We start from the raw sequence: 17,859 nt of genomic DNA on the forward strand, positions 1-17,859 counted from the left end.
GCATCTTCGGATGCCGTTTTTGAAATTCAGGAGCCTCCATGTCTTCTCCTCGCTTTCTCGTCGGTATCGATTTAGGCACCACCAATACTGTGGTGGCATTTTGTGAAATCACCGAATCGTTAGAAGACTCACCCGTGCATCTTTTTGAGGTCGACCAATTAATTGGCCCCGGTGAAGTGGTTCGAAAACCACTCCTTCCGTCATTTCGTTATCACCCGGCCGACGGGCAGATCGCACCTGATGCCCTATCGCTCCCTTGGCAAATTGAACCGGTTATGGGCGATAGCAAAGAGGTAATTATTGGTCAATGGGCAAGAGATTTAGGTGCAAAAGTAGAAGGGCGACAAGTATCCAGCGCGAAAAGTTGGCTCTCCCATCAAGGGGTTGATCGCAAGCAAGCCATCTTACCGTGGGCTGGTGCTCACGATGTAGCGAAAGTATCCCCTGTCATTGCCAGCGCCAGTTATCTCAATCACATCCGGCAAGCATGGAACCACCGTCATCCAAGTCATCGACTTGAAGATCAAAATGTCATTATCACCGTGCCGGCATCATTTGATGAAACGGCTCGTAAGCTCACCATCGAAGCTGCAACGCTGGCGGGATTAAGTTCAATTGTACTACTTGAAGAGCCACAAGCCGTTTGCTATGACTGGTACGCACGTCACCGCCATTGTGCCTCACAGCAACTACAGTCACTCCCTTTGATCTTGGTTTGTGATGTGGGCGGAGGTACGACAGACCTCAGTTTAATTGAAGCGAAACACAGCGCAGACAGCCAACTTTCTCTTGACCGAATTGGCGTGGGCGAGCACTTAATGCTCGGAGGTGACAACCTTGATTTAGCATTAGCTCATCTAGCTGAGCAACGCTTTGACGGTTCGAAAAAATTAACCGCCGCCAGTTTGAGCAAACTAATTCAGCAAACTCGCCAAGTCAAAGAGCAACTCTTATCAAACCAAGCCCCAGAGCAGCTAAAAATTACGCTCCTTGGCAGTGGTTCAAAGCTATTAGGCGCAGCAAAAAGCATTTCCCTGACGAAACAAGAGGTGCATGACATTGCACTGGAAGGCTTTTTCCCACTTTGCTCGGTACAAGAACGTCCAAATAAACGCCGCAGTGCAGTGGTGGAATTTGGTTTGCCCTACGCAGCCGACCCTGCCGTGAGTAAACACATTGCTGAATTTTTAGCTGAACACCAAGCCGTTTCTCGCCTTGCGCTCAAACAAGAGTCAAACGCAACGGCCATTCCAGTTGGATTACTACTTAATGGCGGCGTATTTAATAGTGAGCTTATCACAAAGCGCATCACTCAATTATTGACCGATTGGCGAGGTTCGCCGATCACCCTGCTTGATAATCCTCACCCTGATTGGGCAGTCGCACTCGGTGCTGTCGCCTATGGTAAAGCTCGCCAAGGTGCACAGCTTAAAATCGGCGGTGGATCGGCACGCTCTTATTTTTTACACCTGCCTGAAAAAAACAGTGCCGGACATGCTCTGTGTGTCTTGGCTAAAGGCACCGAAGAAGGACAAGAGATACGCTTAACCAGCCGCCGATTTTCACTGACGTTAGGTGAACCAGTACGCTTTAACATCCTGACCTCAACCCACGATATGTTTGCTGATCGCCGCGTTCAAAATGGGCTGTTATCGACCATTGAACATGAACTTTTTACGCCACTGCCTCCCTATATAACAGCGTTAAAAGGAAATGATGATGCTCTACTGCATGCTAACCAAAAGCAACGAGTGGAAGTTCAACTGGCTTGTCAATTAACGGAAGTCGGCACGCTCAAGATTGAATGTGTCAGTGTTGAGGACGAAAAAAACCGATGGCAACTTGAGTTTGAAGTTCGCAAGCACAGTGAGTCAGACAGTGAAATCCAACGTCATCCTCGCTTGTCAGAGGCGATTTCGCTCATCACACACCTTTATAGTGGCAATAAAAAAGCCTCTGATAACCAAGCCATAAAAACGCTTGGCAAAGATTTAGATAAGCTTTTAGGGCCACGTGATGAATGGGATTTCACCACGCTAAGACCGCTCTTTGATGCATTTTCTCAAGGCCGTAAACGTCGACGCCGCTCAGAGCAACACGAGAAAAACTGGTTGCGTCTGGCTGGATTTGCCCTGCGACCAGGATTTGGCGACCCAACCGATCCTTGGCGTATGGAACAGATGTGGAATCTGTATCAACAAGGTATTCAATTCCAAAATCATCAAGGCTGGAGCGATTGGTGGGTATTTTGGCGGCGTGTTGCTGGCGGACTGAGGCAGGAGCAACAAGAAACGATTCTAGCGGATATCGCTAAGTATCTTCACCCGAGCGCAATCAAAAATCCCAAATCAGCTCAAGAAGCGCACGACAAAGGGTACGAAGCCATGGTGCGGCTTGCCGCTTCGCTGGAACATCTAGAAGTGGAAGATAAAGTATTACTTGCCACGTGGTTTTTGAACAAAGCGATTAATCAAACTCAATGTGAACAAGCACACTGGTGGGCCGTTGGGCGGTTAGCCTCTCGGACGCTACTGTATGGTAGTCAACATTCAGTCATCCCAAGAGCGCAAGTGGAACAATGGTTACCGAAGTTGCTTGATCAAAACTGGCAAAAAGAACCGATGATTGCCTTTGCCGCGGTAATGATGTGTCGCAAGACAGGAGATCGTCTTTTTGATATTAACGATGATGTTCGCCAGCTCGTTTTAGCCAAGTTAAAGCAGAGTAAAGTTCCAGAAACTTGGTTTACTTTGGTTAATGAAGTGCATGACCTGTCTGACACAGAATCCAAACGTGTCTTCGGTGATACTCTGCCAAGTGGGTTGATACTGCTTAAAAAATGAATCGACCTCATTTGACCACTCTCGTTGCTATGATGACGAGAGCGGTCAAAGATAACGTTGAATGTAGATTACAATTTCCTAAAAATCGCTTCGCAATCCGTTTGCTGCATGTATTTTGGCGCAGGATAATTCCAAAACGCTTCACGAAAAGCTTGTTTGGCCAATTCTGGAATATGCTCTGGCACGACCCCCTGTAACTGTTTAGGGATATGCAGTGTGTGATTGAGCTCTTTCACATACCCAATGAAGGCGTCCGCTTTCATTGAATCGGTCAAATGTGGATCGGTTATTTTGAGTACGTCGGCCAGTTTAGCCAGCTTATCTTTCGCCGCCTCTTTGGAGTATTCCAATACATGTGGCAACACAACCGCATTCGCTAAGCCATGCGGGAAATGGTATTTAGCCCCAACAGCATGGGCGATGGCATGTGTATACCCTAAACTGGCTTTGGTAAAAGCAAGTCCAGCGTAATAAGAGGCCAGAGCCATGTTTTGCCTCGCCGTCAAATTTTGGCCAAAGAACGCCGCTTTTTCCAAGTTATCGTGGATCAGTTTAACCGCAGCGATGGCATAGCGATCAGTCTCTGGCGTGGCATTACGTGATATAAAGGCCTCCACTGCATGCGTGAGTGCATCCAACCCCGTTTGCGCAGTAATATGAGTAGGCAAGGCCATCATCAGCATCGGATCTAACGCTGCAATAAGTGGCACAAGTTTCGGGTCAGTAATCGGTGTCTTTTGCTGAGTTTGAGGGTCAGAAACCACCGCAATGACGGTCACTTCAGAGCCCGTACCTGCCGTGGTTGGGATCACAAACAGTGGCGCAGGTGTTTTCCATACTTTTAACAGCCCCACTAAACGTTTGATCGACTTGCGGTTAGTAGCACAAGCGGCGATCACTTTTGCACAATCGATTGAAGAGCCGCCACCAATCGCGACAACGCCTTGGCACTTCTCCAATCGATACTGATGGAGGCCGGCTTCAACTTGATCATAAGTAGGATCAGGCAATACATGGTTAAACACCACACAACTGACACCAACGCGCTCAAACTCAAAGGTTAGTTTTTTTACATAACCAAGCTTTTCAATGCCTTGGTCTGTTACGACAAGCACGCGTTCAATACCCATCAAAGAAACCGAATAACAGAGTTGCTTGAGCGATTCTTTACCAATAAACAAGGTTGGCTTGGAGATGGGCAGAATCGCTGCGGCCAATTTGAGCACTTTCATGTATAGCTTATGCTGCCACTGCTGGTACTTGATCTCCATGATTGGTCTCGAGTTGTGAAGTTCTATTAGCTAGACTAGGCAATACAACGAGTTATCTCTACCTAGAAAGTCAAATTTTGCAAGATAAGGCAAATAATCGCTGATCATTATTAGATTTAACGCCAACTTAAGCTCGCATTTTAATGCAAACCTTGTAAAATCCACCTCGCTCACTTTTTATACTTATAATTGAAATCATTAGCTGAGTACTCTGCACATAATTTTATGTGTCATAAAATAATCGACACGTCGTTTGGCTTTCGTCTTTGAGGTGCATTCCCTGCACTCAAATGGCATTCAAAAATTGTATTTTATTCAACCAATTACTGTAGAAGTCATGAACGAAGATAAGTTTACCAATGTCTATCGCTTGCCTGGTTCATTGCAAATTCGCATAGCCACATGGCAGCAAACCTTTAAAGGCACTTCTGATTTAGTGCTTCATCAAGTATTAACTGCTAGAAATAATCAGTATAAACAGGCTGACTTTTGGCCTAAGGGCTGGTGTGTGAATCTGTTTGATGAGAGCGATATTTCCATTACGCAGCACGGTACCTACATTCAAACCAGTATGCGAACGATGATTGATCGCAAAATCTCGTATAAGCGCGTTTATCTCTCTCGACTACCTTTAGAAAAAGCCGAGCCCGCCTTGCTTCGCTTTAAGAAAGAGTGGATCCGCAACTACAATAATGTCGCCCAAGAGTATAACAAGAGGAAAAAGAAAGAGTTTATGGCCTTTGCCAGAGAAGAGGTCGAAACACTTTATCCTGCCATTCCTAAAGAACCTTTTGATAAAGCGCTATGGAACCGTTTAGTGGTTTCGATTGTTGGTCACGCCAATAAATTCAACAATCCTTACTTTGTTAAACATGCTGATTTTTAACGTAATAAAATTTAGCGTAATAAAAAAGCCAGAGTGGTTTCACTCCGGCTTTTTTGTCAGACATCGCAAATGAAAAGCACTAGCTGAATAACGTAGAATAGAAAAGCAATTAAGCGTAATTGGCATCCACTAATTCACCAGCAACAACTTTGCTCACTTCAGCACGATTTTCTAACCATTGTACAACCAACGCTTTATCTTCTTCTGTTGCTGAACGGTAGCGATCGGCTGCGCACACAAAGCCGTCAAAAATCTCTAATCCACCACCACCGAAACAAAGACCGATGTTATCAACGTAATCAATAAACTCATCAACGAAGAGATCGTATTGTTCAAAGTCTTTGATAGACGTTGTACAGCTAACTTCAAAACCGAGGATCGCAAATTCACCTAAAAACAGTTTCTTACGGATACGGCGGTTTTTATTTTCTAGCTTGTCGATTTTCATCATATTTTCTCTCTCTGTTTGAATGCGGCATTTATACACCTTTCAGCACCATTTCCAAAATGATTCTTTATATAAACCGCCACAAGCGGACACTTTCACAACAAATTGTTTCAAGATGTGCCAAGGCAAAACAAGTTAAAACAAGCCGCTCGTCAAGCTTAGTGACGTCAAATTAAAGTCAAGAAAATCATAATTATTGACTGCTTCGCAACTTAATCTAAAAACTTCGCACAACTTTTGAGCCTGCCACCCATGCACATTTTTATTTCATAGTGCATGGTTAAATCAGCTCATTTAGCCCTTGTAAATCGTATTTTTTGAGGTGGATTTATGTTTGATTTAAACGGTGAATGGCGATTGAGCTCACCCGAATATCCCGATATCCAAATCGCGATGACACTGCCCGGCGACCAGTATCATGCATTACTGCAAGCGGGTTTGATCCCTCATCCCTATTATGCATCCAATGAGTCTCAGGTTCAGTGGGCTGGCTTATGTCATTGGGTATTAACAAAAGCGATCACTTTAAATGCGGCAGACCTTCAGTGCCCAACCACTTACTGGAGCTGAATAAGGTCGATACGTTTGCTGATCTATGGATCAACGGACAGAAGGTTTTACAGTGCCATAATGCTTTTCAAACCTATACCGTTAATATTCGCCCTTATCTGCAAATTGGTGTAAATCATTTTGAATGGCGATTTGAACCTGCCGCTTCGGTAGCCAAGCAAAGAGCCGATGAGCTGCCCTTTCCCATTCCGTGGGCGCAAGGGAATAATCAACTTCCTCACATGAACACAGTGCGAAAACCTCAATGCCACAGTGGTTGGGATTGGGGTATATGCCTTGCTGTTTGTGGTATTTTTGCACCAATGCAATTAAAAACGGTACAAGAATATTCACTGCTGGGTGTGGATATTGAACAAGTTTGGCATGCTTTAACACACGTTACGCTGCACGTAAGAATACGGCATAGCGAATCGCTCTCCACACCCATCACACTTACTTTTGGCGATCAAACTATTACGATCGATAGTGAGGCTTTTTGCAACCAAAGCAGTGTGGATATTGATGTCCACCATCCGCATCTCTGGTGGCCAAACGGTTACGGTGACCCTTATTTATACACACTGTCTATTGCCATGGCACAGCAGCAGATCAGCCGCCAAGTTGGCTTAAGACGTCTCACGTTGCGCACTGAGCAAGATTCCATCGGCAGTGAAATGACCTTTATCGTGAATGAGGTCTCGATATCAGTGAAGGGCGCGAATTGGATACCAATGGATGCCATGCCAAGCAGAGTCAATTTTTCCCGTTATCAACAGCTGTTACGAGCCGCACAAGAAGCTCACATGAATATGATTCGTGTGTGGGGAGGAGGTGATTATGAACACGATCATTTTTATCAACTTTGCGACCAACTCGGATTATTAGTCTGGCAAGATCTGATGTTTTCCTGCGCACAATACCCTTCAACACCGAGTTTCTTAGAAGAGGTAAAGCAAGAAGTCACACAACAAATACAACGTTTGAAGCACCATGCTTGCCTTGCCATTTGGTGTGGTGATAATGAGGTGATTGGTTCATTAACTTGGTATCCAGAATCTCGAGAAAACCGTGAAAAATACCTAGTCAATTACGACCGACTCAATCGTTTTTTAGAAATCCTCGTCAATGAACAAGATCCAAGTCGCCGTTTTTGGGCAAGCTCACCTTGCAATGGTGAATTAGATTTTGGTGACGCTTGGCATGATGATAATAAAGGTGACATGCATTTTTGGGATGTGTGGCATTCAGGTAAATCCTTTGACGCTTACCATTCAATATCCCCACGATTTTGTTCAGAATTCGGTTATCAGTCTTGGCCTTCATTTAGTGAAGTGAAGCAGATTATCCCAGAAAGCGACTGGAATATCAGTGCGCCTCATTTTGAACATCACCAAAAGAATGCTCGTGGTAATAGCATCATCACCGAAATGTTTACTCGCTATTTCCGTTTCCCGAATAGCTTTCAACAGATGCTTTATTTGAGTCAAGTTCAGCAAGCCATGGCGATTAAAACGGCTGTCGAAGCGTGGCGGGCAACCTCACCGATTTGCCGTGGCATATTATATTGGCAACTCAATGACAACTGGCCCGTCGCGTCTTGGTCAAGTATTGAGTATTCTGGACGCTGGAAGCAATTACATTATCACGCCAAACGGTTTTATAACCCGCTTTTGGCCTGTTTTTCTGAAGATGAGAAACACCTATCACTGAGAGCCATTAATGATGCGCCCGATGAGCAATACCTTGTGGGTGACATATATTGGTTTGGATGGGAAGGAGAATTGCGAAAGCATTGGTCAATCAATGAACGACTGCCCCAAGAGAGTAACCAAATCGTGTGGCAACACACAATAAAGGATTTCACACCAGAAAAAGGCGCGATCTACTTTGTCAGTACAGATGGCCAACGGGATAATTTTTGGCTGCCGGATGTACCCAAACGCTTGCCCTTAAAATCGGCTCGCATATTGAGTGAATATCGTGCGGGCAGTCTCTGTTTGACCACTGACCGACCTGCACTTTACGTTCACCTAGAACATGACAACGTACTACAATTTTCTGACTCCAGCTTCTTTTTGCTCCCCAACCAAATGCGGACAATCGCCTTTAGATCAGACGATAAATCTCACTTAAACTGTACTATTTATCAACTGGCTGAATGAACTGAGCCGAATAAAGACAAACGCTCAGCCTTAAGGAAGGAAACGAAAAAGAGCTGCGCATCAAGCAGCTCTTTGCAAGCTAAACCATTTTTGCTAATGCATGTTAAACATTGGCTCATGTCAAACACTGACTAATGTTGAACACCAGATGGATTTTCACCAAATTCAGTCTGTTGATAAATATCTGCAAGGGTTTTTGCACGTTTTGCTGCCTTGCGTCGTTTCGTTGGTTCAAAGTATTGCTCGACCTGCTTCAATGTCTCTTCATGGTCTTGCGCGGATTGGACAAAGTCTGGGTTGGCTAACGCTTCTTGGCGAAGGCGGTTAACTCGTTCTAGCGTTTCCCACAACATATTTCACCTCCAACTTCACTGTGCATACATACAGCTTAGTAAAGAGTGACATAATGTCAAGCAATTAACTGTGGATTTATACAGTTAATTAAAATAAATGCTCATTATTTCAATGAGTCATTAATCTGCGAGGCCTCTTAAGGTGCGCACGTTGATTCTCGAAGCACCAACTTACCTAGATAGCGATGTATCTTGGCATCATCCGAGCCCTTCCCTTCAGCCAATTGTAGGGCCAAGGCTACTGCGTCCTTCGTCAGTTGCTCAATGGGAAGCGATATTGTTGAGAGATTGGGCACCGAATACGCAGCCGCAGGCTCATCATCAATCCCCATCACAGAGACCTGATTGGGTACCAAAATGGCATATTCGTAAAGTGCGCGCATTGCTCCTAGTGCCATATCATCGTTACAGGCAAAAATAGCGCTGAACTCACTCTGTTGTTCTAATAACCGTTGAACCGCGGCATAACCCGCCAGCATAGAATTATCACCTTCAACAACGAGCGTGTGATTGAGCTCAATACCAGCCTGCTGCAAGCCTGATTGGTAAGCAGCAAATCGCTGTTGTCCTGTATCACTGTCCAAAGGGCTAGTGATGCAAGCAATGCGACGATGGCCAAGTTCAAGCAAGTGATTAATCGCTAAAGAAGCGGCTTGATGCTGCTCAAAACCAAAACTATGCAAACCGACTTCTTCCAAGGTTCGATTGAGTACAATCAGTGGCACTGAAACATCAGATTGCAATGATGCCAGCTCATGATTCGACAAATGGCGGCTGTAAAGCATGATGGCGTCACAACGCTGAGTGAGCAATGAGCGCACTGCTGCTAATTCGCCTGCCGCGTTATCGTGACTGTCCATGACAAGTAAGGTCTTACGTGCTTGCTCGGCACCTTGTGCTGCTTGATGCAATAAGCTGCCAAAATAACTCCCTTGAAACTGAGGAAGTATCAGCCCAATCGCATTTGCACTGTTTGTGGCTAATGCTTGCGCCAACACATTAGGTTGATAACCCAAGGTGGACATGGCTTGTAAAACGGCTTCTCTCGTACTTGCTTTTACTTGGCCAGTTTGGTTGAGTACGCGCGATACGGTGGCTTTAGACACGCCCGCTGCTTTACAAACGTCATTGATTGTCGCCATGGTGACTCCTAATAAAAACCCCCGACTCTTGGAAGCCGAGGGAGTTTACCTAATTTCCTAAGCTGGATGAACGCTCTCAATCAACAATTATTATTGTTATTCTACGTTTATAATTGTTCGCCATTGGTTTTGATCACGGACTGATACCAGTAAAAGCTTTTCTTTTTACTGCGAGCCATTGAACCAGAACCATCATCGTGTTTGTCTACATAGATGAAACCGTAACGTTTTTTATATTCACCAGTGGTGAACGACACACAATCGATGCAGCCCCAAGGGGTGTAGCCCATGACATCAACGCCGTCTATAACAATGGCCTTCTTCACTTCTCGTATATGTGCTTGTAAATACTCAATCCGATAATCATCTTGCACTTGGCCTTGGCCTTGCTCATCGACTTCATCGATCGCCCCAAAACCATTTTCGACAATAAAAATCGGTTTCTGGTAGCGTTCATACAACTCAGAAAGCGCGTAGCGAAGCCCTACCGGGTCAATTTGCCATCCCCAATCAGACGCTGTGAGATAAGGGTTTAAGCGACTTTGTTTGAATAAACTGGTTGTTTCACCTTCAGCGTTGCGATCATCAGAGACAATATTCGTCATGTAATAGCTGATCGCAAGGTAGTCGGCACAACCCTTACGCAGTATCGCTTCATCGCCATCGAGCATATCAACGGTTATCGATTTTCGCTCCCATTCACGCCAAATATAACTTGGGTAATAGCCACGAACTTGCACATCGCTGAACAAGTACTTCTCTCTCATCATTTCTTGAGAGCGGATCATATCTTCTGGACGACACGACGCGGGATAAAGCGGCATCATATGAATCATGCTACCCATTTGAAATTGAGGGTTGATCTTATGACCGAGATCAACCACTAAAGCACTGGCAATAAATTGGTGATGCATGACTTGGTACATCACCTGCTCTGGGTTGTCATGTTCAGTGAAGATCACCCCTGAGTTACAGTAGCCAAACAGTGGGAATTCCCAATTTCGCTGGTTATTGATCTCATTGAAGGTAATCCAGTATTTCACTTTCTGTTTATAACGCTCCATCACCACTTGGCTAAAGTTAACGAAGAAATCCACAAGCTTGCGATTTGCCCATCCCCCGTATTGTTGTACAAGGTGGAATGGCATCTCAAAATGCGAAAGCGTAATAACTGGCTCAATGCCGTATTTCAGCAATTCATCAAAAAGATCATCATAAAATTGTAGCCCTGCTTCATTGGGCGAGACTTCGTCACCTTGTGGAAAAATACGAGTCCAAGCAATTGAGGTTCTAAAACATTTAAAACCCATCTCAGCAAAAAGTGCAATGTCACCTTTGTAATGACTATAAAAATCAACGGCTTCATGGTTAGGATAGAAATAATTTGCATCCACACCGGAGGTCATCACCCTAGGTACTTCATGCGCTCCTTTTGAGAGCACATCGACAATGCTGACTCCTTTTCCACCTTGGTTCCATCCACCTTCAACTTGATGTGCTGCTACAGCCCCACCCCATAAAAAATCTTTTGGAAAACCATTTGTTGCCATCGCCATCTACCTCGTCTTCATTTGCTGACTCAACGTACCCTTATGTCGATCTAATATGCTATTTCACGCCACGTGGACACGTTATATAGAAATACATCATCGCTTTGCTACTTTGCGTGACATCATAAACGATTATCGGAAAAATGTAACCGGTTTCGGAAACCGGTTACATTTAAATTAATAATTCTAATGTTCTCTGAAGAAAATACGCACTATTTGTTACTGACAAGTGGCAAACAGAGACATTCCGTAGCACTTTTGCTGTGACTACTGTATGCTTGCGCCTTTCCGCAACGTGATGCGGATCACTTCCTTATTTACATATCGAGACATTTTAATGAGTTTTGCCTCTCTGGGTTTATCCCACGCCATCCTGAAAGCCGTTGCTTCTCAAGGTTACGAAACACCATCGCCAATTCAGGCGCAAGCTATTCCAGCCGTTCTTGAAGGCAAAGATGTGATGGCAGCGGCCCAGACAGGTACCGGAAAAACCGCAGGATTTACCCTGCCCATTTTGGATCTATTAGTTAAAGGCTCAAAAGTAGGCCCCAACCAAGTGCGTGCATTAATTTTGACGCCGACACGTGAATTAGCCGCGCAAGTTGCCGACAATGTGGCAACTTACGGACAAAACCTTCCACTACGCTCTGAAGTTATTTTCGGCGGTGTGAAAGTTAACCCACAGATGATGAAAATGCGTCGTGGGGTAGATATTTTGGTCGCGACACCGGGTCGACTTTTGGATTTATACAACCAAAATGCGATTAAATTTAACCAATTAGAAATTTTGGTCTTAGACGAAGCGGATCGCATGTTAGACATGGGCTTTATTCGTGACATTAAAAAGATCCTTGCACTGCTGCCAGCAAAACGTCAAAACCTACTCTTTTCGGCCACTTTCTCTGATGAAATTCGCCAACTTGCGAAAGGGTTAGTTAACAACCCAGTCGAGATTTCGGTTACGCCACGCAATAGTACCGCTAAAACCGTCAAACAGTGGGTACATCCTGTAGATAAAGCGAAAAAACCAACGCTATTGATTCAACTAATCAAAGAAAATAATTGGCAACAAGCGTTGGTATTTACACGAACTAAACACGGCGCTAATCGCTTAACCGCACAACTTGAAGGCAGTGGCATCAGCGCCGCCGCGATTCATGGCAACAAAAGTCAAGGCGCACGTACTAAGGCATTGGCCAATTTTAAAAGTGGTGAGATCCGCATTTTAGTAGCAACGGATATTGCCGCTCGCGGCATTGATATTGACCAATTACCACAAGTGGTAAACTTTGAATTGCCTAACGTCCCTGAAGATTATGTTCACCGAATTGGCCGTACAGGCCGCGCAGGCGCTGAAGGAAATGCAATCTCTTTGGTCTGCGCCGATGAAACAAAAGACATGTTTGCCATTGAGCGCCTTACCCAAAATTTACTAGAACGAATTGAGGTTGAAGGCTTTGCGCCAGTGAACAAATTACCGGCATCTCCTTCGCTACAACCGATTAAAGCGAAAAAGCCGAAAAAGAACAAACCAGAACATAATGACGGACAGCGCTCTGGTGATGTAGCAAAAGGTCACAGCATAAGCGCGAATACCAAAACTAATGACAGAAAGCCGAAAGCGGCCAATTCCACTCGTTCAAACAGTAACAAACCAAGTGCAAACCAACCCACGAGAAGCGGATCGGCTGGACAAAATAGACCTCGTAGAGCAAACAAAATCGCGGCGAGCTGATATTACTCACTGACTACGACTCTCTGATTAAAAAGTAAAGGCCACTCTCATCTAGTGGCCTTTTTGCTTTTACGCGCCTTTGGGCGGTGTGAATGCGGTTAGAGGAAGTGGCTCTCCTATATATTTCTCTATTTTCACAATTGAAGAGTTACCAGCACAGCCATTGGCTAACCTTGAAGTAGGTATGTCAGCGGTCAGTACGTTGCATCCTCCGTTTTTACATAAACCATGAGGTTTATCAAAATCGGGCCATGCCCCTTCATGAATACAGACCGAACCTTGCTTAATTCCATCCGTGATCAGCGCGCCAACTAAGACTTGGCCACGTTGATTATAAGCACGGACAAGATCGCCATCTTTGATCCCTCGAACTTTTGCATCTTCTGGATGAATCCAGATCGGTTCACGGTTTGCTATCGCATATTGCTCGCGTAGTGCCGCATAGTTTAACTGGCTATGGAGACGATGAGCCGCATGCGATGTCATCAATTGCAGTTCATCGGCTTGAGCATTCCCCACCCACTCCGTTGGCGGCATCCACATAGGATGTGGCGGGCAATCGCTATATTTGAAGCCTTCGATGGTTTTGGAGAAGATCTCAATCTTGCCACTTGGTGTACCAAGAGGGTTCAGGATAGGATCCTCTCTGAAAGAGGAATAACGCACAAACTTCGCGTTCGCTTCGTTCCATTTCATCTCAATGAGCTGATTTTGTTTCCAAAAATAGCTGAAGTTAGGCATTGCAATCCGATTCTGGCGACCGATAGCTTGAGCTCCTTTATAGAAACCAGCCAACCATTCCATTTCGGATTTATTTTCCGTATACACTGCACGTCCGCCCGGTTTTAACAGCTCCGCCATATCAGCAAATACATCAAAATCATTTCGCGCTTCAAATTGAGGCTCAATTGCCTGTTTCATCGGCACTAAATGTTGATTGCTATAATCCCCTGTCATTGTGAGATCATTACGCTCAAATGATGTCGTGATGGGCAGTACAATATCAGCGTGTTTTGCGGCCGCAGTCCAATAAGGCTCAGAGATAACGATGAGTTCCGGCTTTTGCCACGCTTTAATCAAACGGTTGGTATCTTGGTGATGAGTAAAGTTTGCACCGCCTGCCCACCAGATCATTTTGATGTTAGGAAATGTTTTCTCATGCCCGTTGTGTTGATATTGACCGGATGGGTTTTCCAACGCTTCAACAATACGAGCCACAGGAAAACTATTTACTGCTCCAGAAACGGCCCAATCATTACCCGCAGATGAACCACCATCAATGGCCGCTGATATAGCAGGTAAAACACCTGCAGTCCGCGTTGGGTTACCGCCATTGGAATAGTGATATGAAAAACCAAACCCACCACCGGGTAAACCGATCTGCCCTAGCATTGCAGCCAGAGTGACAAGCATCCAGTGTTTTTGTTCACCATATTGCTGACGTTGGATTCCCCAACCAGCCATGATCATGGTTCTATTTTTGCTAAAAATATCAGCCAATAGCTCTAGTTGTTTGGCAGGAACGCCACAAATTGCCTCAGCCCATTGTGCTGTCTTTGGCGTGCCATCAGAATGACCTAGCAGATAAGCTTCAAACTTGTCGTAACCAGCGGTGTATTTATTCAAAAATTCGAGGTTATGTTGGCCCTTTTCAACTAATGAGTGGGCGATCCCCAACATCATCGCAACGTCAGTACCAGGATGCGGTGCAATCCACTGAGCGTTTTCACCAAAAAATTCGATGGTTTCCGAACGCATAGGATCGATAGCGATAATGGTTTTTTTAGAATGTTTGAGTTGATTAAAAAACTCAAGCCCCGCGCCGTCGGTACTGCTCCATGCTATTTTCAGTGTATTAATAGGGTTAAGCCCCCAAAGCACCACAACATCACTACTTTCAAGTACAACAGGGTAAGTTGTTTGTTGTTCATACACTTCTATTGAGCCTACAACGTAAGGCATGATGACTTGCGCAGCACCCGTAGAATAATCACCTAAATGACCCGAATAGCCTCCCGCCATACTCATATAGCGTTGCAGTAGGGTTTGGGCTTTATGTAAAATCCCACTGGATCGCCAGCCGTAAGAGCCCGCAAAAATTGACTCGGCTCCATAAGCAGTGCGAATACGGGCATGCTGTTGGTGGATTAATTGCAGCGCTTTTTCCCAACTAACGCGGACGAACTCATCGTCTCCTCGTTTACCATCTGGCATATGGGGATTGGCTAGAAAACCTTTACGCACCATCGGGTATTTGACCCGCGCTTGAGTATGCACTTGATCTGGCGCTGAGGTTTGTAGACTATTGGGTACGGTTTGCGGCAATGCATTCTTGGAGGAAATAATTTTCCCATCCTTAACTTCAACCAGCATAGCGCCCCAACGCCCAGCAGTCAGTACACCAGCTCCTCGCGGTGCGGAAGCGAGAACTGGCATAGGTTTAACCGAAAAAATAGCGACCGCACCTGCAGTTGCACCAGCGCTTTTTAGAAAACTTCGACGTGTGAGAGTAGTCATCACTGAATCCTTATTTCATTTTTTATTGGGCAACAACATCTTTCGCATTATATTGGAAATATTTCGTGAGGATTTCTAGATCCTCTGCGGAAATAGAGGTACGGTCCCCCATACTTTTTGCCACAGAAGGCCACGCGTTAACCGTAAAATGGTTACTCGGAATTTTGGCATGACATGTTGAACAGTAAACATTGTCCAATTGCTCAGCGTATGCCCAAAGCGAATCCATTTTACCCAACACTGGCGTGTCGATGTCCCCGGCAAGTGTTACTTGACGCCACTGATTTCCGTAGGCATCTTCGTTATACTCCTTTACGCTCAATGCTTTTTGCCCTGCTTCAGTTAACATAGCAATCACAGCACGCTTACCTTCACCCATATACAAGACTTGTTCTGCACCTTGCATCTGATAACCACTCAATTCAACGGTGCGCTTGCCATCGCTTTCATTCAATACTTTCAGCGGCGTCGCTGGATTGATCGTTCCGAAATCAGAAATGGGCGTAGATTGCATCGCATAAACAATAGAAGTGCCCACAGGGGTTAACTTTGCCTCTTCGACCAAATGGGCTAATGCTTGGCTGTCCATTTTGACTTCAGGAAGCATGTGCGCCACACCTTTATGGCAATCAATACAGGTTTGATTATTGTCGATACCGTACTGATGCATTTTTTGTGCTTGCGCCGTTTGGTCGTAAATCTCCATCGCATCTTCACTGTGACATGAACGACAGGTCGCAGAATCGTTCGCTTTTAATTGCGCCCAGACAGTTTCAGCCATCTCGGCTCGATGCGCTTCATACTTTTCAGGTGTGCTGATCTTCTTGGTAATAAACTCATGATAGATATCTTTGGACGCCCTGATTTTAGTGACTAAATAATCCATAGTATCAGTGGGTATATGGCAATCAGCACATTCTGCACGGATGCCTTTGGCATTGCTGAAGTGTACCGAGCCTTGATACTCCTGAAAGGGTGCTTGCATAGTATGACAAGAGAGACAAAATTCCGTACTCGACGTTTTTTCTAAGATGACATGAGTTCCTCCAAGGCTTAACCAACCGAGCAGCACCCCAATAGCAAGAACTCCCACTATCATTCTTTTTTTAATATTCATTATTCCTCACAAATCTCAACGGATGTGGTTTTGACAGAACACGTTGCATTTATGTGATGCGCATCGTATTCCATAAGGAAATCATACCCCCAAAGAGGGATGTCAACTTGACAGTAGTCAATTTAGACAAGGAACAGGCGTGACCTATGTCACCTTTCCTATAAATTGATAAAATAGAAAATAAATAGCCACACAGATGATAGAAATTAAAAATACATAAAACACAACCGATTGATATTAAAAATAAAAGATAAAAACCCCAAAGATAGGCAGAGCCTTATCACTGATAATGTTTACTAAAAATGGTTTGAAAAGTAACAAAAATCACGAATAACCTGCTCAGATTCCTAATGCTCAATTATTTTAAAATAAATGCTTTACTTTGATTGAGGACCATGCGATTATGTGTCCGCTCTGTTGAACAGGGTTATTAATGTAACAAGTAAGCCAAAGTTCCCTTTCAGATTCAATTCAAAGTGTCCTCTAGTTTCATGGTCTCATTTAAATAATTCGTCTCAAAGCAACACCTGTATTTTAAAATTTTTTATTTTTATAAGGGACATAACATGTCTAACACTACTACTGGCACTGTAAAATGGTTCAACGAAACTAAAGGTTTTGGTTTCATTTCTCAAAGCAACGGCGGTCCAGATGTATTCGTACACTTCCGCGCTATCGCTTCTGAAGGTTTCAAAACTTTAGCAGAAGGCCAAAAAGTATCTTTTGTTGTAGAACAAGGTGCTAAAGGTCCTCAAGCTGCTAACGTACGTGCTGAATAATTTCGCATGAATGTGTGAGCGTTGGCACCACGCCAGCGCTCTTATTTTTACCTAGATTATAAATTATAGTTATCAACGTTATCGCTCAAACTTCTGCTCCGTTCCCTCTGCTTATCCCGTTCGAACATTCAGCCATTTTTGCATAAACCGTTTTGACAATCCTATTTCTATCTATGTAATATTTTCATTTTTACAAAGGAGATCTACTATGTCTCGTACAACTGGTAGAAAGCGTTTTTGGTTTGCTAAATCTAAAGCAACACAAAAATTACGCTCACTATGAATATTCATTTTAATATTAAACATTGCTCTTGGAATGCGACTATTCATCAACTTAATAGTGACATATTGACACGTCATATATTAAGTCAGATAAATTGCAATTTAGACACTCTTCATCTCAATTTTATTTATGATGAAGAATCTTCTCAAGGACAAATATTGAATGCTGATGACAAGCTTATTGGCCATTTTAATATCATCGATTAATACCCAAACACTTTAATA

At 44.3% G+C, this 17,859-nt stretch carries 12 protein-coding genes and 1 pseudogene; 6 read left to right on the forward strand and 7 right to left on the reverse strand.

Annotated features, from left to right (window positions below):
• The first annotated feature begins 38 nt into the window (after nucleotides 1–38).
• Entirely contained in the window at nucleotides 39–2,843 is a 2,805-nt protein-coding gene (locus EXZ60_RS09185) for an Hsp70 family protein (RefSeq protein WP_064625258.1), read from the forward strand.
• A 68-nt stretch (nucleotides 2,844–2,911) separates the two neighbouring features.
• Here the strand turns inward: EXZ60_RS09185 and EXZ60_RS09190 are convergent, their stop codons facing one another.
• Nucleotides 2,912–4,114, reverse strand: coding sequence for an iron-containing alcohol dehydrogenase (locus tag EXZ60_RS09190; protein WP_064625261.1), 1,203 nt, complete (start codon nucleotides 4,112–4,114; stop codon nucleotides 2,912–2,914).
• A 253-nt stretch (nucleotides 4,115–4,367) separates the two neighbouring features.
• On the opposite strand from EXZ60_RS09190, the gene EXZ60_RS09195 reads away from it, so the two are divergent.
• Nucleotides 4,368–5,000, forward strand: a complete 633-nt coding sequence (locus EXZ60_RS09195) for a hypothetical protein (protein ID WP_013856799.1) — start codon at nucleotides 4,368–4,370, stop codon at nucleotides 4,998–5,000.
• Nucleotides 5,001–5,109: 109 nt separating this feature from the next.
• On the opposite strand, the gene EXZ60_RS09200 is transcribed toward EXZ60_RS09195, so the two are convergent.
• On the reverse strand, nucleotides 5,110–5,448 hold the full coding sequence (locus EXZ60_RS09200) for a YggL family protein (RefSeq protein WP_064626129.1): 339 nt from the start codon (nucleotides 5,446–5,448) through the stop codon (nucleotides 5,110–5,112).
• A gap of 330 nt (nucleotides 5,449–5,778) precedes the next feature.
• Here EXZ60_RS09200 and EXZ60_RS09205 point away from each other — a divergent pair.
• Nucleotides 5,779–8,159 (forward strand): annotated as a pseudogene (locus tag EXZ60_RS09205) (glycoside hydrolase family 2 protein).
• A 131-nt stretch (nucleotides 8,160–8,290) separates the two neighbouring features.
• Here EXZ60_RS09205 and EXZ60_RS09210 read toward each other — a convergent pair.
• From EXZ60_RS09210 to EXZ60_RS09220, 3 genes are all read right to left on the reverse strand, one after another.
• Nucleotides 8,291–8,512: a hypothetical protein gene (locus EXZ60_RS09210; protein ID WP_010319365.1), complete on the reverse strand. Its 222-nt coding sequence runs from the start codon at nucleotides 8,510–8,512 to the stop codon at nucleotides 8,291–8,293.
• Nucleotides 8,513–8,649: 137 nt separating this feature from the next.
• Entirely contained in the window at nucleotides 8,650–9,654 is a 1,005-nt protein-coding gene (locus EXZ60_RS09215; protein WP_088728869.1) for a LacI family DNA-binding transcriptional regulator, read from the reverse strand.
• A 107-nt stretch (nucleotides 9,655–9,761) separates the two neighbouring features.
• The gene (locus EXZ60_RS09220; protein WP_277435632.1) at nucleotides 9,762–11,204 is read right to left on the reverse strand and encodes a 6-phospho-beta-glucosidase; all 1,443 of its coding nucleotides are present in this window, start codon (nucleotides 11,202–11,204) and stop codon (nucleotides 9,762–9,764) included.
• A gap of 274 nt (nucleotides 11,205–11,478) precedes the next feature.
• Between EXZ60_RS09220 and EXZ60_RS09225 the strand changes: the two genes are divergently transcribed.
• Complete coding sequence (locus tag EXZ60_RS09225; RefSeq protein WP_088728870.1) at nucleotides 11,479–12,939, forward strand: DEAD/DEAH box helicase; 1,461 nt, start codon at nucleotides 11,479–11,481, stop codon at nucleotides 12,937–12,939.
• Between the two features lie 69 nt (nucleotides 12,940–13,008).
• On the opposite strand, the gene EXZ60_RS09230 is transcribed toward EXZ60_RS09225, so the two are convergent.
• Complete coding sequence (locus tag EXZ60_RS09230) at nucleotides 13,009–15,456, reverse strand: trimethylamine-N-oxide reductase 2 (protein WP_094149376.1); 2,448 nt, start codon at nucleotides 15,454–15,456, stop codon at nucleotides 13,009–13,011.
• 22 nt (nucleotides 15,457–15,478) lie between these two features.
• Nucleotides 15,479–16,573 (reverse strand): NapC/NirT family cytochrome c, encoded by a 1,095-nt coding sequence (locus tag EXZ60_RS09235; RefSeq protein WP_017047590.1) that lies wholly within the window; start codon nucleotides 16,571–16,573, stop codon nucleotides 15,479–15,481.
• Between the two features lie 566 nt (nucleotides 16,574–17,139).
• On the opposite strand from EXZ60_RS09235, the gene EXZ60_RS09240 reads away from it, so the two are divergent.
• Nucleotides 17,140–17,352 (forward strand): cold-shock protein, encoded by a 213-nt coding sequence (locus tag EXZ60_RS09240; RefSeq protein WP_010317961.1) that lies wholly within the window; start codon nucleotides 17,140–17,142, stop codon nucleotides 17,350–17,352.
• 279 nt (nucleotides 17,353–17,631) lie between these two features.
• Nucleotides 17,632–17,841, forward strand: a complete 210-nt coding sequence (locus EXZ60_RS09245; RefSeq protein WP_013856790.1) for a hypothetical protein — start codon at nucleotides 17,632–17,634, stop codon at nucleotides 17,839–17,841.
• Nucleotides 17,842–17,859: the final 18 nt, after the last annotated feature.

Origin of the sequence: Vibrio sp. 1151_11 (assembly GCF_029478525.1) — a bacterium.
Lineage (GTDB): Bacteria > Pseudomonadota > Gammaproteobacteria > Enterobacterales > Vibrionaceae > Vibrio > Vibrio anguillarum.

Bases quoted from the DNA above. Each gene is read 5' to 3' on its own strand.
- EXZ60_RS09185 (WP_064625258.1), top strand. From the start codon at position 39: ATGTCTTCTCCTCGCTTTCTCGTCGGTATCGATTTAGGCACCACCAAT.
- EXZ60_RS09190 (WP_064625261.1), bottom strand. From the start codon at position 4,114: ATGGAGATCAAGTACCAGCAGTGGCAGCATAAGCTATACATGAAAGTG.
- EXZ60_RS09200 (WP_064626129.1), bottom strand. From the start codon at position 5,448: ATGAAAATCGACAAGCTAGAAAATAAAAACCGCCGTATCCGTAAGAAA.
- EXZ60_RS09210 (WP_010319365.1), bottom strand. From the start codon at position 8,512: ATGTTGTGGGAAACGCTAGAACGAGTTAACCGCCTTCGCCAAGAAGCG.
- EXZ60_RS09215 (WP_088728869.1), bottom strand. From the start codon at position 9,654: ATGGCGACAATCAATGACGTTTGTAAAGCAGCGGGCGTGTCTAAAGCC.
- EXZ60_RS09220 (WP_277435632.1), bottom strand. From the start codon at position 11,204: ATGGCAACAAATGGTTTTCCAAAAGATTTTTTATGGGGTGGGGCTGTA.
- EXZ60_RS09225 (WP_088728870.1), top strand. From the start codon at position 11,479: ATGCTTGCGCCTTTCCGCAACGTGATGCGGATCACTTCCTTATTTACA.
- EXZ60_RS09230 (WP_094149376.1), bottom strand. From the start codon at position 15,456: ATGACTACTCTCACACGTCGAAGTTTTCTAAAAAGCGCTGGTGCAACT.
- EXZ60_RS09235 (WP_017047590.1), bottom strand. From the start codon at position 16,573: ATGAATATTAAAAAAAGAATGATAGTGGGAGTTCTTGCTATTGGGGTG.
- EXZ60_RS09240 (WP_010317961.1), top strand. From the start codon at position 17,140: ATGTCTAACACTACTACTGGCACTGTAAAATGGTTCAACGAAACTAAA.
- EXZ60_RS09245 (WP_013856790.1), top strand. From the start codon at position 17,632: ATGAATATTCATTTTAATATTAAACATTGCTCTTGGAATGCGACTATT.